Source organism: Streptomyces sp. NPDC046831 (genome assembly GCF_040645305.1).
Lineage (GTDB): Bacteria > Actinomycetota > Actinomycetes > Streptomycetales > Streptomycetaceae > Streptomyces.
The window spans coordinates 116,191-130,120 of sequence record NZ_JBEYXZ010000007.1; the positions used below are offsets into that span (position 1 = coordinate 116,191).

The window sequence follows — 13,930 nt, forward strand, 5'->3', positions numbered from 1 at the left end:
TGGCAGCGTTACGGCCACGGAACGGGGTGCGGGAAGCATGGGCGGCCCGCGCCCCGTTCGCGCGGCAGAATGCCCGGTGCCGATCGGGGACGATCAGGTCCGGGCACTATTCGAAGCAGGGGCGCTACGCGCGTAGAGCGGCCCCTTTCCCGAGGAGAGTGCGCCATCGACGCGTCCAGCAGCCCTCCGCTCACCGCTCAGTCGACGATCGCGGTAGAGCTCGCGGGCATCACCAAGCGATTCCCCGGTGTCGTCGCCAACCACGACATCCACCTGACGGTCCGCAAGGGCACCGTGCACGCCCTCGTGGGCGAGAACGGCGCCGGCAAGTCGACCCTGATGAAGATCCTCTACGGCATGCAGAAGCCGGACGAGGGCACCATCGCCGTCGACGGCGAGCACGTGAGCTTCGGCAGCCCCGCCGACGCCATCGCCCGCGGCATCGGCATGGTCCACCAGCACTTCATGCTGGCCGACAACCTGACGGTCCTCGAGAACGTCGTGCTCGGCAGCGAGAAGCTGTACGGCATCGGCGGCGGCGCCCGGAAGAAGATCAAGGAGATCTCCGACCGGTACGGCCTCGGCGTCCGCCCGGACGCCCTGGTCGAGGACCTCGGCGTCGCCGACCGCCAGCGCGTGGAGATCCTCAAGGTCCTCTACCGCGGCGCCCGCACCCTGATCCTGGACGAGCCGACCGCCGTGCTCGTCCCGCAGGAGGTCGACGCGCTCTTCGCCAACCTGCGCGAGCTGAAGTCCGAGGGCCTGTCCGTCATCTTCATCTCCCACAAGCTGGGCGAGGTCCTGTCGGTCGCCGACGACATCACCGTCATCAGGCGCGGCACGACGGTCGGCACCGCCGTGCCCTCCGAGACCACCCCGCGCCAGCTCGCCGAGATGATGGTCGGCAGCGAACTGCCCACCCCGGAGACCGCCGAGTCCACCGTCACGGACCGGCCCGTCATCGAGGTCAGGAACCTGACCGTCCACGCCACCGGCGGTCCCTCCCTGGGCGAGTTCGCCGAGCCCTCGGCCACCGGCCTGCTCACGGAGGACACCGCCGAGAGCGGCGCCGGCGTGCGCCGCGTCCTCGACGACGTCACCTTCACCATCCACGCCGGCGAGGTCATGGGCATCGCCGGCGTCGAGGGCAACGGCCAGACCGAGCTCATCGACGCGCTGATCGGCCTCAAGGCCGCCGACTCCGGCTCCATCCTCTTCCTCGGCGAGGACATCACCGCCTGGCCCACCCGCAGGCGCCGCGAGAACGGCGTCGGCTACATCCCCGAGGACCGCCACCGCCACGGCCTGCTCCTCGAGGCCCCGCTGTGGGAGAACCGCATCCTCGGCCACGTCACCGAGCGTCCCAACGCCCGGGGCTTCTGGCTCGACCCCAAGGGCGCCCAGGCGGACACCCGCCGGATAGTCGAGGCCTACGACGTCCGCACCCCCGGCATCGACGTCACCGCCGCCTCCCTGTCCGGCGGCAACCAGCAGAAGCTGATCGTCGGCCGCGAGATGAGCCACAGCCCGAAGTTCCTCATCGCCGCCCACCCGACCCGCGGTGTGGACGTCGGCGCGCAGGCCGCGATCTGGGACCACATCCGCGCGGCCCGCCGCGAGGGCCTGGCCGTGCTGCTGATCTCCGCCGACCTCGACGAACTGATCGGCCTGTCGGACACCCTGCGGGTGATCTACAACGGCAGGCTCGTCGCGGACGCCGATCCGGCCGCCGTCACCCCGGAGGAACTGGGCTCGGCGATGACGGGTGCCGCGTCCGGCCACCTGGAACACACAGAGACCACCGAGGAAGCCGGTCCGGAGGACGAGGCCCGATGAAGAAGTTCGACAAGGAGCGGGTGCTCCTCGCGGTGGCCGGTCCGGTCATCGCGCTCCTCCTGGCGATCGCGCTCACCTCGGTGGTGCTGATCGCCTCGGGCAAGAACCCGTTCGAGCCGTACGGGCTGATGCTGGAGCAGGCGACGTTCTCCGACGTCCAGGTGCTCATCGTCAACCAGGCCTCGCTGTACTACATCGCCGCCCTCGCGGTCGCCCTCGGCTTCCGCATGAACCTGTTCAACATCGGTGTCGACGGCCAGTACCGCCTGGCCGCGGTGATCACCGCCGTCGTCGGCGCGCACGTCGCCCTGCCGGCGCCGCTGCAGATCCCGCTGCTGCTGCTCGTCGCCATGCTCACCGGTGCCTTCTGGGCCGGCATCGCGGGTGTCCTGAAGGTCACCCGCGGCGTCAGCGAGGTCGTCGCGACGATCATGCTGAACGCGATCGCCACCAGCATCATCGGCTACGTCACGCTGGCCGACGTGTGGGGCGTGCAGGTCGGCAACAACATGACGACCGGCATCATGAAGGAGTCCGGCTGGGTCCCGGGCCTCGACCTCGGCCCCGACGTCGGCGAGATCTACGGCCTGGTCTTCCTGGCCGTCGTCCTCGGCGTCCTGTACTGGCTCGTCCTCAACCGCACCCGCTTCGGCTTCGACCTGCGCGCCTCCGGCGCCTCGGAGACGGCCGCCGCCGCCTCCGGCGTCGACTCCCGGCGCATGGTGCTCACGGCCATGCTGATCTCCGGCGCCGTCGCGGGCCTGGCGGGCCTGCCGCTGCTGCTCGGCGACTCCCACACCTACAGCCTGAGCTTCCCGGCCGGCCTCGGCTTCACCGCCATCGGCATCGCCCTGCTCGGCCGCAACCACCCCGGCGGCATCGCTCTCGCCGCCCTGCTGTGGGCCTTCCTGGACAAGGCCTCCCCGGCCCTCGACTACGCGACCCCGGTGGCGTACGAGAAGGAGATCGCCACGATCATGCAGGGCCTGATCGTCTTCGCGGTCGTCATCTCGTACGAGGCCGTACGGCAGTGGGGTCTGCGCCGCCAGCAGAAGCGGGTCGGCGCGGAGCTCGCCGCCCGGAACAACTCCCAGACGAAGGAGGCGGCGGCCCGATGACCACCGCGACCACCGCCAAGCCGCGGACGCAGCGGCCCGGCAAGGGCAGCCGCCGCATCTCGCTCCCGGTACTCCTGCTGATCATCGCGGGCGTGCTGGTGCTGACCTCGATCGTCCGCCTGATCACCGGCGCGGACGGCATCACCTCCACCGGCCAGATGTCCACCGCGCTGCGCCTGGCCGTCCCCATCGGCCTCGCCGGCCTCGGCGGTCTGTGGTCCGAGCGCTCGGGCGTCGTCAACATCGGCCTCGAGGGCATGATGATCCTCGGCACCTGGTTCGGCGCCTGGGCCGGCTACCAGTGGGGCCCGTGGGCCGGTGTCGTCCTCGGCATCGTCGGCGGCGCCCTCGGCGCGGTGCTGCACGCCGTCGCGACGGTGACCTTCAACGTCAACCACATCGTCTCCGGCGTGGCCCTGAACATCCTGGCCCTCGGCGTCACCCGCTACCTGTCGAAGTTCACCTTCGAGGAGGCCCCGCAGGGCTCGTCCAAGCAGTCCCCGCCGATCGACTCCCTGGGCACCTTCGACATCCCGGGCCTGTCCGGCTGGCTGGAGACGCTCAACGACAAGCACTGGTTCCTGGTCTCGGACGTCGCCGGCCTGCTCGGCGGCCTGATCACCGACCTGTCGCCGCTGACCGTCATCGCCGTCGCGCTCGTGCCGGCCACCTGGTGGGTGCTGTGGCGCACCGCCTTCGGCCTGCGCCTGCGCTCCTGCGGCGAGAACCCCGTGGCGGCCGAGTCCCTCGGCGTCAACGTCTACAAGTACAAGTACATCGCCGTGATCATCTCCGGCGGCTTCGCCGGCCTCGGCGGCGCGTTCCTGTCCATCGTGGCCTCGAACGTCTACCTGGACGGCCAGACCGCTGGCCGCGGCTACATCGGTCTCGCCGCGATGATCTTCGGCAACTGGATGCCGGGCGGCCTCGCCCTCGGCGCGGGCCTGTTCGGCTACACCGACAGCCTCAACCTGCGCGGCGGCACGACCAACGTGCACGCGCTGATCCTGCTGCTGGCCATCCTGCTGGTGATCGGCGCGGCCTACCTGGCGTGGCGGAAGAAGTACGCCTCCGCCCTGACCACCCTCGTGGTCTCGGTGCTGATGTTCGTCTGGTACCTCGGCACCAACGAGGTGCCCAAGCAGGTCGTCAGCGCCACCCCGTACGTCGTCACCCTGCTCGTGCTGTCGCTGTCGGCGCAGCGCCTGCGGATGCCGAAGGCGGACGGACTGCCCTACCGGAAGGGACAGGGCAAGTGACCCGCGACGACGCGACCGTCGACTGGGACGCCCTGCGGGAGCACGCGCGCGGGGCGATGTCCCGCGCGTACGCCCCCTACTCGGGCTACCCGGTCGGCGTGGCGGCCCTGGTCGACGACGGGCGGATCGTCACCGGCTGCAACGTCGAGAACGCCTCGTACGGGCTCGGCCTGTGCGCCGAGTGCGGGCTCGTGTCCGCGCTGCAGAACGGCGGGGGCGGGCGCCTGACCCACTTCACCTGCGTGGACCGCAACGGCGAGATCCTCGTGCCGTGCGGGCGCTGCCGCCAGCTGCTGTACGAGTTCGGCGGGCCGGACCTGCTCCTGGAGACCCCGGCGGGCATCCTGCCGCTGTCGGAGATGCTGCCGCAGGCCTTCGGCCCGGACCATCTCACCCGGTAACTCCCGCGCGGCCCCCCTGACGTGCCCTCGTGGCCCAGGGGGGCCGCGCACCTGCGCAACCTCGGAAGGAACGCCATGGCCATGGACGCCGTCTCCGTCATCCGCACCAAGCGGGACCGCGGTGAGCTCAGCGACGAGCAGATCGACTGGGTCATCGACGCGTACACCCGCGGGGAGGTCGCCGACGAGCAGATGTCCGCGCTCGCGATGGCCATCCTCCTGAACGGCATGAACCGCCGGGAGATCGCCCGCTGGACGGCCGCGATGATCGCCTCCGGCGAGCGCATGGACTTCTCGTCCCTGTCCCGCCCCACGGCGGACAAGCACTCCACGGGCGGCGTCGGCGACAAGATCACGCTGCCGCTCGCCCCGCTGGTCGCCGCGTGCGGCGCGGCGGTGCCGCAGCTGTCGGGCCGGGGCCTCGGCCACACCGGCGGCACGCTCGACAAGCTGGAGTCCGTCCCCGGCTGGCGGGCGCTGCTGTCGAACGAGGAGATGCTGTCCGTGCTGGACGGCGTCGGCGCGGTGATCTGTGCGGCGGGCGACGGGCTGGCCCCGGCGGACAAGAAGCTGTACGCGCTGCGGGACGTCACCGGCACCGTCGAGGCGATCCCGCTCATCGCCTCCTCGATCATGTCGAAGAAGATCGCGGAGGGCACCGGCTCGCTCGTGCTCGACGTCAAGGTCGGCTCCGGCGCCTTCATGAAGACGGCCGAGGACGCCCGCGAGCTGGCCCGCACGATGGTCGGCCTGGGCACGGACCACGGGGTGCGGACGGTCGCGCTGCTGACCGACATGTCGACGCCGCTCGGCCTGACGGCGGGCAACGCGCTGGAGGTCCGTGAGTCGGTCGAGGTGCTCGCGGGCGGCGGCCCGGCCGACGTGGTGGAACTGACCCTGGCGCTGGCCCGCGAGATGCTGGACGCGGCCGGCCTGAAGGACGCCGACCCGGCGAAGGCCCTGGCCGACGGCTCCGCGATGGACGTCTGGCGCCGCATGATCGCGGCCCAGGGCGGCGACCCGGACGCCGCCCTGCCGACCTCCAGGGAGCAGCACGTGGTCACGGCCCGGTCCTCGGGTGTCCTGACCCGCCTCGACGCCTACGACATCGGCATCGCCGCGTGGCGCCTGGGCGCCGGCCGGGCCCGCAAGGAGGACCCGGTGCAGGCGGCGGCGGGCGTGGAGATGCACGCCAAGCCGGGCGACACCGTCACGGCCGGCCAGCCCCTGCTGACCCTGCACACCGACACCCCCGAGCGCTTCGCGTACGCGCTTCAGGCCGTCGAGGGCTCGTACGACATCGCGGCCCCCGGCACGGACGTCACGGCCTCCCCGGTGGTGCTGGAACGTATCGCCTGACCAGGCGAATTACCCTTTCGGGTGAACGGGACCGGTGGACCTCCGCCGGTCCCGTTCGGCATGCTGGGATCGGTGACGCAGATAGGAGAACCGCCATGAGCGCACTCACCGTGAGCCAGGACCCCGAGCAGAGCTGGGACGACCTCGTCCGGTTCTGGGAGGAGATGGAATGGCCCGAGGGCAGCAAGGTGGAGATCATCGAGGGGATCGTCACCGTGTCACCTGCTCCCGCCTACCACCACAACTTGATCGCGGCACGGATTCAGCGCCGCCTCTACTCGGTGATCCCTGGGGATTGGGAGATCTTTCAGACGCTGGCCATCGCCGTGCCGTCGCGGCTGGGCATGCTGATCCCCGACCTGGTGGTGGCTCCGGTGCGCGAGCAGACGGAATCGCCTACGCACATCCCGGCCGCTCTCGCCGAACTCGTCGTCGAGGTGACCTCCAAGTCCAACGCCCGGCACGACCGTGTCAGCAAGCCCGCCGCCTACGCCGCCGCGGGCATTCCGCTGTACCTCCTCGTCGACCGCTGGGCTCCCGAGGGCCCCACCGCGACGCTCTACGGAGAGCCGAAGGGAGATGTCTACCGTCCGCTGAGCCGCGCCAAGTTCGGCGAGGCCGTCCGGCTTCCCGCGCCCTTCGACCTCGTCCTCGACACCGCCGAATGGCCGGCCGGCTGACGCTCCGTCACCCGAGCGGCGTCGCCACCACCAGGAGCGGCACCGACAGGATCGTCGACAGCAGGATCGCCGCGCGGGCCAGGGAGTGGGCGAGCCCGCGCCGGGACCGGCGGGGCGGGAGCGGTGCCCGGTGGAAGGGCGGCGCGGTCCGATGAGTTCCGCGTGCGCGGGCCGTCTACCGGTGGTGGACGCCATGACACCCACCGTGCTCGTGCTCGCCGGACCCGCCGCCCGCGAGGAGGTGGCGGGGCTGTGCGAGGACGTGCGCGGGCTGCTGGCGGCCACCCGCGCCGGAGTCGTCGTCTGCGACGTGCGCGGGCTGGGGCCGCCGGGACTCGGCGCCGTCGACCTGCTCGCGCGGCTGCAGCTCACCGCCCGGCGGGCCGGGGGCCGCATCCGGCTGCGCGGCGCCGACCCGGCGTTAGCGGCTGTGCTGGACCTCGTCGGCCTCCGCTTCGAGATGGAGGGGGAGGTCGAACAGGGGGAACCAGCGCTCGGTGTCGAGGAAGCAGTGGAACCCGGTGATCCGCCCCTCTGACACCTCCAGGACCTGCACGGCCCACGGGGTGAAGCCGCCGTTCTCCGGGTCGGGCTTGTAGTGGGCGAAGCCCGGCAGTCCGTTGGCCCGGACCGGCAGCAGACGGGAGTGCGCGCAGGACGCGCCGAGCGTCGTCATGAATCCGGTGATGTCCGCGGGACCGGTCAGCCACAGGTCGAACGGCGGCATCGTCATGACGGCGTCCTCGTGCAGCAGCGCGGTCAGCGCCGTCATGTCGTACCCCTCGAACGCCTGCACGTAGCGCTCCAGGAGCTTGCGCTGCTCCTCGTCCAGCGGGTCCGCCAGGGCCGCCTCGGCGCCCCGGTCCTCCCGCGCGGCCAGGGTCGCGCGCGCCCGCTGGAGCGCGCTGTTGACCGAGGCGACCGAGGTGCCGAGCAGTTCGGCCACCTCGCTCGCCCGCCAGGCCAGCACCTCGCGCAGGATCAGCACGGCCCGCTGCTTGGGCGGCAGTTGTTGCAGCGCGGCCATGAAGGCCAGCCGCACGGACTCCTTGGCGACGGCCGCCTCCGCGGGGTCCTGCACGGCCGGGAGGACGCGGGCGTCGGGCATCGGCTCCAGCCAGGTGTGGTCGGGGCGGGGGGAGAGGGCCGCGCGGGCCAGCGGCGTGGACTCGGTCAGGTCCATCGGACGGGCCCGCTTGCTGCCGGCGGCCAGCATGTCCAGGCAGACGTTCGTCGCGATGCGGTAGAGCCAGGAGCGGAGGCTGGAGCGGCCCTCGAACGTCGCATGGCTCCGCCAGGCCCGCACCAGCGTGTCCTGCACCGCGTCCTCGGCCTCGAAGGAGGAACCGAGCATGCGGTAGCAGTAGCCGGTGAGCTCGACCCGGTGCTTCTCCAACTGCGCGTCGAGGTCCGTCGTCGTCGCCGTGCCGTCGCCCATCGTCCACCCACCCCTGTGGCCGTTCCTCCTCCGGTGCGCACCGCTGCGCCCGGCACTTCGGAAGCTACCGCAGCGCACTGACAACGGCGCCCCGAGCGGAGAGGACCGCAGGTCGCGCGGGCGGGCCCGCCCGGCCCCGCCGGGCGGGCCCGCCGCACGGCCGGTCCGCGTCACGGCCCGCCTCCGCACGGCCGGTCCCGCTCCGTGGCCGGCGTGCGCCGTCCGCACGGGGCACCGCGCGCCTGCGGGTCTCGCCCGGGGGCCGGCGGCTGCTGCCCATGCGGTTCGGCGCGGCCGGCGTCCGGGCGCTGCGTAAGGACGGGCCGCCGGACGAGGGATGGGTCCAGGTGGAGACGTCGGTCGAGGGTGCCCGCGGTGGCTGCCGGCGACCTGCTCGGGCTCGGCGCCGAAGCGGAGGTGCTGGGCCCGCCCGGACTGCGGGAGGCCGTCGCCGCGACCGTGGCGGCGCTCGCCGAGCGCCACCGCGGGACGCCCTGAGGGCGAAGTGCAACGGCGGCCCGCCCGCCCTCGGGGCGCAGGACTACGGCGGGGCGCCCCCGGGGCGCAGCGCCACCGCGGGGGCGCCCTCAGGGCGGTGGCAGCCGGTCAGGCCGCCACCGGGCCCCGCCGGGACGCGGCCCGCGCCGCCCGCGAACCGAGCAGCGTGATCGTCACCACGCCCAGCACCGCCAGCAGGCCGACACCGACCGTGCCACCCCAGCCGTTGGCGTGGAAGGCGACCGCGCCCACCGTGCTGCCGGCGCTGGAGCCGATGTAGTACGCGGACTGGTAGAGCGCCGAGGCCTGCGCGCGGCCGTGGGCAGCCGTCTTGCTGACCGCGGAGGAGGCGACCGCGTGGCCCGCGAAGAAGCCCGCCGTGATCAGGACCAGGCCCAGCAGCACGCACACGATCGAGCCCGGCAGGGACAGCAGCAGACCCGCCGCCGTCGTCGCGCCCGCGAGGTACAGCGCGCCCCTGCGCCCCAGGCGGCCCACCAGCCGGCCCGCCGCCGAGGCCGAGACCGTGCCCACCAGGTACACCAGGAAGATCGAGCCGACGATGCCCTGCGGGAGCGAGAAGGGCGCCCCGGTGAGGCGGTAGCCGATCACCGTGTAGACGCCGCCGAACACCGTCATGAACAGCGCGCCGATCGCGTACAGGCGGCGCAGCAGCGGGTCGGCGAGGTGGTCGCGGACCGTACGGGCGAGCACCCGCGGGCGCAGCGAGCCCGGCCGGAAGTGCCGCGGCGCCGGAAGCAGCAGCCGGAAGGCCACCGCGCAGCCCACCGCGATCAGGCCGATCACCCCGACGGCGACCCGCCAGCCCCACTCCTGGGCCACCCAGCCGGTGATCACCCGGCCGCTCATGCCCCCGACGCTGTTGCCCGCGACGAACAGGCCGATCGCCGTGACCAGCGCCCTCGGGCGGACCTCCTCCGCCAGGTAGGCCTGTGCCGAGGCCGGCAGCCCGGCCAGCGCGGCGCCCTGGAGCGCCCGCAGCACGACGAGCGCGCCGAGCGACGGGGCGAACGGCACCAGCAGGCCGACCGTCACCGCGACCACCAGCGAGGCCGTCATGATCGTGCGCCGCCCGAACCGCTCCGACAGGGCGCTCATCGGGAGGACGAACAGGGCCAGTCCGCCGGTCGCGGCCGCCACGGTCCAGCTCGCCTCGCTCGCCGCCACACCGAACTCGCCCGAGATCAGCGGCAGCAGCGCCTGCGTGGAGTACAGCAGTGCGAAGGTCGCGACGCCGGCGAGGAAGAGGGCGAGGCTCATCCGGCGGTAGCCGGGGCCGCCCGGCGCCATGCGGGAGTCGGCCGGGCCGTCGGCGGCAGCGGCCGAGCCGGCTCGGCCGTCCGCAACAGCCGCGGAGGCGGCCGGACGGTCCGCGCCGGCCGTGGGGGCGGTGGGAGCCGTGCGGCGGGCCGGGCGGTCCGCGCGAGTCGTGGAGGCGGTGGGAGCCGCGGGGCGGGCCGGGCGGTCCGCGCGAGTCGTGGAGGCCGTGACAGCCGCGGGGCGGGCCGGGCCGGCGGTGGTGGTGCGGGCGGCGGGGACGGCGGGTGCGGCGTCCACGACGGCGGACGCCCCGGTATCGGCGGGAGACATGCTTCGACAGTAGGAACCGGCCGTTCATCCGTCCAATGCACGGACTCGTCATAATCGTTCCCATGGTGCATCAGCAGAGGTCACGAGGTCGCCTGTCACGGTCCGGTGACACAGAAGACATCCGGAGGAGCACGGAGGACATCGTCCTGCTGCTCGCGCCCCGCCTGGCGCACTTCGCCGGCGTCGCCCGGACCGAGCACGTCACCCGGGCCGCCCAGGAGATGCAGGTCCCGCAGTCCACGCTCTCCCGGGCCATGGTCCGGCTCGAACAGGACCTCGGCGTCGACCTGTTCGCCCGCCGGGGCCGGACCGTCTCCCTCACGCCCGCCGGCCGCACCTTCCTGGGCTCCGTGGAACGCGCCCTCGCCGAGATCGAGCGCGCCGCCGAGGAGGTGCGCGCCGACGCCGACCCGGCCACCGGCAAGGTCGCCTTCGGCTTCCTGCACACCATGGGCGCCGAGACCGTGCCGGGCCTCATCCACGCCTTCCGCGCCCGCCACCCGCGGATCCGCTTCAGCCTCGTCCAGAACTACGGCGAGGCCATGCTGGAGAAGTTGCGTGCCGGGGAGCTGGACCTGTGCCTGACCGCTCCGGTGCCGGACGCGCCGGACCTCGTCGCCCGCCGCCTCGACGAGCAGAAGCTGCGCCTCGTCGTGCCGGCCGACCACCGGCTCGCCGACCGCCGCCGCATCCGACTCGCCGAGGCCGCCGACGAGATGTTCGTGACCCTGGAGCCCGGCTACGGCCTGCGCCGCATCACCGACGACCTGTGCCGTGCGGCCGGGTTCAAGCCGCGGATCGCCTTCGAGGGCGAGGAGGCCGAGACGCTGAGGGGCCTCGTCGCGGCGGGCCTCGGGGTCGCCCTCCTCCCGCCGCCGGCCTTCCCCCGGCCGGGAGTGGCCGAACTGACGGTCACGTCCCCGCGCGCGGTGCGCGAGATCGGCGTCGCCTGGCTGGAGGGGCACCCGGACACCCCACCGGTGGCCGCCTTCAAGAAGTTCCTGCTGTCGCGACGGGACAACCTGCTGCCGGGCTAGGTCCTGTCTGACCATGCGCGTCGTCGCCTACCGCTGCAACGTCTTCCCGAACCCCGCCGCCAGCGGCATCCGCAGCCCCAGCGGCGGCGGAGCCGCCAGCGCGTCCTGGACCGGCCGGGAGAACGGCCGCCCGAACAGCGCGCCCATGACGAAGTCACAGGCGAGGGCCAGGACTTCGGACCGGTACTGGTGCAACCCGTGCCGGTCGGCGTGGACTTCGAACCGGCACACGTCCCGGTTCGCCTTCTTCACGCGCGCCGCCAGCCGGAACGACAGCTCGGGGTCGGTGCGTTCGTCGTTGGTGCCGTGCACGATCAGCACCTGGCGCCCGGCGAGCTGCTTCACCGGTTCGGGCGGCAGCGCCACGTCGTCCTCGGGCAGCCAGGGGGCGATCGCCGCCACCGAGTTGACCGCCTCGTGCCCGCCCGCGTGCAGCGCGGCCCGGCCGCCCATGTCGACGCCGGCGAGGCAGACGGGGACGTCGCCGTAGCGGCGTACGGCCTCGTCGGCGGCCCAGGCGGCGTCGCGGGCCAGATGGGCCTCGCTGCCGTTCCAGCCGCGGTAGCGGTAGTGCACGACATGGGCGGCCAGGCCCTCCGTCCGGCCGGCCCGGGCCAGGCAGCGCCCGAGCGCGCGCACCGAGGCGGTCGCCAGCACGGGCGAGGGTCTGCGGCCGGAGACCTCCTCCCCGCCGGGGAGCAGCAGCACCACTCCGCTCACCGTCGCCGGCTCCGGGCCGAACGTCCTCCCCAGCCGGGCCGTGCGCACCGGCGTCGCTTCCTGTGGCATGGCAGAACAGTGTCAGAAGGCGCGGTGGATGCCACCCGTCCGTGCGGTCACCGTTACATATCGGCGGATGTGTACAGCAGGCTCTCTACGCGCGTAGGAGTTAGAGTGCGGAAATGACGAGCCAGACTGCCCATCCGGGTGACACCCCGAGCTCGGACCAGATCCGCCGGGCGCCCAAGGTTCTGCTGCACGACCACCTCGACGGAGGGCTGCGCCCCGCCACGGTCGTCGAACTCGCCCGCGACGGCGCCCCCCAGGGCCCCGGCGACGCGGCCGGCGCCCCGCTCCACCGGCTTCCCGCGACCGACCCGGAGAAGCTCGGCCTGTGGTTCCGCGAGGCCGCCGACTCCGGTTCCCTGGAGCGGTACCTGGAGACCTTCTCCCACACCGTCGGCGTGATGCAGACCCGGGACGCGCTCGTCCGGGTCGCCCGCGAGTGCGCCGAGGACCTCGCCGAGGACGGTGTCGTCTACGCCGAGGTGCGGTACGCCCCCGAGCAGCACCTGGAGGGCGGGCTGAGCCTGGAGGAGGTCGTGGAGGCCGTCAACGAGGGCTTCCGCGAGGGGGAGCGGCTGGCCCGCGAGAACGGGCACCGCATCCGCGTCGGCGCCCTGCTCACCGCCATGCGGCACGCCGCCCGAGCCCTGGAGATCGCCGAACTCGCCAACCGCTACCGCGACCGCGGGGTCGTCGGCTTCGACATCGCCGGGGCCGAGGCCGGCTACCCGCCCACCCGGCACCTGGACGCCTTCGAGTACCTGAAGCGGGAGAACAACCACTTCACCATCCACGCCGGCGAGGCCTTCGGTCTGCCGTCCATCTGGCAGGCGCTGCAGTGGTGCGGCGCCGACCGGCTCGGGCACGGGGTGCGCATCATCGACGACATCACCGTCCACGAGGACGGCTCGGTGGAACTCGGCCGGCTGGCGGCGTACGTGCGGGACAAGCGCATCCCCCTGGAGCTGTGCCCCAGCTCCAACCTCCAGACCGGCGCGGCCTCCTCGTACGGGGAGCACCCGATCGGGCTGCTGCGCCGCCTGCACTTCCGCGCGACGGTCAACACCGACAACCGGCTCATGTCGCACACCAGCATGAGCCAGGAGTTCGAGCACCTCGTCGAGGCGTTCGGCTACACGCTCGACGACATCCAGTGGTTCACCGTCAATGCGATGAAATCGGCGTTCATTCCTTTCGATGAACGACTGGCCATGATCAATGACGTGATCAAGCCCGGATACGCCGAGCTGAAATCCGAATGGCTGTTTCAGTAGACCGCTTCCACCAGCGGTTCTGTCACGCCGAAGGGCTGAATCGGGGAACGCGCGGAGGAATTCGGTGGCTGAACTCCTCCGCATTCCGGCGTTTGCGGCGGGCGGCTCGCGGTCCTTACGGTCGAGGACCGCTCAGTTCCCCGTCATCCATGCAAGGACGCATCTCCATGAAGCAGTCTGCCGCCAGGACCCTCGGTGTCGCCGTTCTCGGCGCCGCCTTCGCCGCCGCCGCCGCGGGCACCGCGAGCGCCGCGCCGGCCCTCCCGGACGCCACCGGCGCGCTGGGCGCCGCGAGCGAGGCGCTCCCCACCGGGAACGTCGCCCAGCTGCCCGGAGTCGGCGAGGCGAAGGCCCAGCCCGCGGCGGCCTCCAAGGCGAAGGCGCAGCCCGCGGCGGCCTCCAAGGCGAAGGCCCAGCCCGCGGCGGCTCGCAAGGCCAAGGCGCAGCCCGCGGCGGCCCGCAAGGCCCAGCCCGGGCCCGCTCCCGTCGCGCCGCTCGTGCAGACCCTCCTCGGCCGCGGCCCGGCCGCGCCGGTCGCCGGACTGCTCGGCGGCCTGCCGGTGAACGGTCTGCCGATCGGCTGAGCCGCGCCGCCCAGCACGCGCCCCGGGGCGCACCCCGGTTCTCAGGGGT

Annotated in this window: 13 protein-coding genes and 1 pseudogene; 11 read left to right on the forward strand and 3 right to left on the reverse strand. The window is 73.0% G+C overall.

All coding sequences use genetic code 11. The annotated features are described in order from the left end of the window. Nucleotides 1-207: 207 nt before the first annotated feature. From ABZ920_RS09390 to ABZ920_RS09420, 7 genes are all read left to right on the forward strand, one after another. Nucleotides 208-1,836: an ABC transporter ATP-binding protein gene (locus ABZ920_RS09390; RefSeq protein ID WP_361500986.1), complete on the forward strand. Its 1,629-nt coding sequence runs from the start codon at nucleotides 208-210 to the stop codon at nucleotides 1,834-1,836. Then, a complete protein-coding gene (locus ABZ920_RS09395) occupies nucleotides 1,833-2,954 on the forward strand; it encodes an ABC transporter permease (protein ID WP_361500716.1) in 1,122 nt (373 codons plus the stop codon). Before ABZ920_RS09390 ends, ABZ920_RS09395 begins: the two co-directional genes overlap by 4 nt. Then, on the forward strand, nucleotides 2,951-4,213 hold the full coding sequence (locus ABZ920_RS09400; protein ID WP_361500719.1) for an ABC transporter permease: 1,263 nt from the start codon (nucleotides 2,951-2,953) through the stop codon (nucleotides 4,211-4,213). Before ABZ920_RS09395 ends, ABZ920_RS09400 begins: the two co-directional genes overlap by 4 nt. Beyond that, on the forward strand, nucleotides 4,210-4,614 hold the full coding sequence (locus ABZ920_RS09405) for a cytidine deaminase (protein ID WP_361500721.1): 405 nt from the start codon (nucleotides 4,210-4,212) through the stop codon (nucleotides 4,612-4,614). The genes ABZ920_RS09400 and ABZ920_RS09405 overlap by 4 nt, the downstream gene beginning before the upstream one ends. A 75-nt stretch (nucleotides 4,615-4,689) precedes the next feature. Further along, nucleotides 4,690-5,973 carry a thymidine phosphorylase gene (locus tag ABZ920_RS09410; protein WP_361500724.1) on the forward strand — a complete coding sequence of 428 codons (1,284 nt, stop codon included), beginning with the start codon at nucleotides 4,690-4,692 and terminating at the stop codon, nucleotides 5,971-5,973. A 95-nt stretch (nucleotides 5,974-6,068) separates the two neighbouring features. After that, nucleotides 6,069-6,653 carry a Uma2 family endonuclease gene (locus ABZ920_RS09415; protein WP_361500727.1) on the forward strand — a complete coding sequence of 195 codons (585 nt, stop codon included), beginning with the start codon at nucleotides 6,069-6,071 and terminating at the stop codon, nucleotides 6,651-6,653. A gap of 193 nt (nucleotides 6,654-6,846) precedes the next feature. Beyond that, the gene (locus tag ABZ920_RS09420) at nucleotides 6,847-7,191 is read left to right on the forward strand and encodes an STAS domain-containing protein (protein WP_361500730.1); all 345 of its coding nucleotides are present in this window, start codon (nucleotides 6,847-6,849) and stop codon (nucleotides 7,189-7,191) included. Here ABZ920_RS09420 and ABZ920_RS09425 read toward each other — a convergent pair. Next, a complete protein-coding gene (locus ABZ920_RS09425) occupies nucleotides 7,075-8,091 on the reverse strand; it encodes a sigma-70 family RNA polymerase sigma factor (RefSeq protein ID WP_361500733.1) in 1,017 nt (338 codons plus the stop codon). The genes ABZ920_RS09420 and ABZ920_RS09425 overlap by 117 nt on opposite strands. A 227-nt stretch (nucleotides 8,092-8,318) precedes the next feature. On the opposite strand from ABZ920_RS09425, the pseudogene ABZ920_RS09430 reads away from it, so the two are divergent. Then, nucleotides 8,319-8,589: pseudogene (locus tag ABZ920_RS09430) on the forward strand (WYL domain-containing protein); the annotation flags it as partial. 108 nt (nucleotides 8,590-8,697) lie between these two features. Here ABZ920_RS09430 and ABZ920_RS09435 read toward each other — a convergent pair. After that, nucleotides 8,698-9,900: an MFS transporter gene (locus tag ABZ920_RS09435; protein ID WP_361500989.1), complete on the reverse strand. Its 1,203-nt coding sequence runs from the start codon at nucleotides 9,898-9,900 to the stop codon at nucleotides 8,698-8,700. A 362-nt stretch (nucleotides 9,901-10,262) separates the two neighbouring features. Between ABZ920_RS09435 and ABZ920_RS09440 the strand changes: the two genes are divergently transcribed. Then, a complete protein-coding gene (locus tag ABZ920_RS09440; RefSeq protein ID WP_361500736.1) occupies nucleotides 10,263-11,237 on the forward strand; it encodes a LysR substrate-binding domain-containing protein in 975 nt (324 codons plus the stop codon). 27 nt (nucleotides 11,238-11,264) lie between these two features. On the opposite strand, the gene ABZ920_RS09445 is transcribed toward ABZ920_RS09440, so the two are convergent. After that, complete coding sequence (locus tag ABZ920_RS09445; protein WP_361500739.1) at nucleotides 11,265-12,026, reverse strand: alpha/beta hydrolase; 762 nt, start codon at nucleotides 12,024-12,026, stop codon at nucleotides 11,265-11,267. A 113-nt stretch (nucleotides 12,027-12,139) separates the two neighbouring features. Here ABZ920_RS09445 and ABZ920_RS09450 point away from each other — a divergent pair, with 113 nt between their 5' ends. Beyond that, nucleotides 12,140-13,297, forward strand: coding sequence for an adenosine deaminase (locus ABZ920_RS09450; protein WP_361500741.1), 1,158 nt, complete (start codon nucleotides 12,140-12,142; stop codon nucleotides 13,295-13,297). A 167-nt stretch (nucleotides 13,298-13,464) separates the two neighbouring features. Continuing rightward, the gene (locus ABZ920_RS09455) at nucleotides 13,465-13,881 is read left to right on the forward strand and encodes an ATP-binding protein (protein WP_361500744.1); all 417 of its coding nucleotides are present in this window, start codon (nucleotides 13,465-13,467) and stop codon (nucleotides 13,879-13,881) included. Nucleotides 13,882-13,930 lie beyond the last annotated feature (49 nt).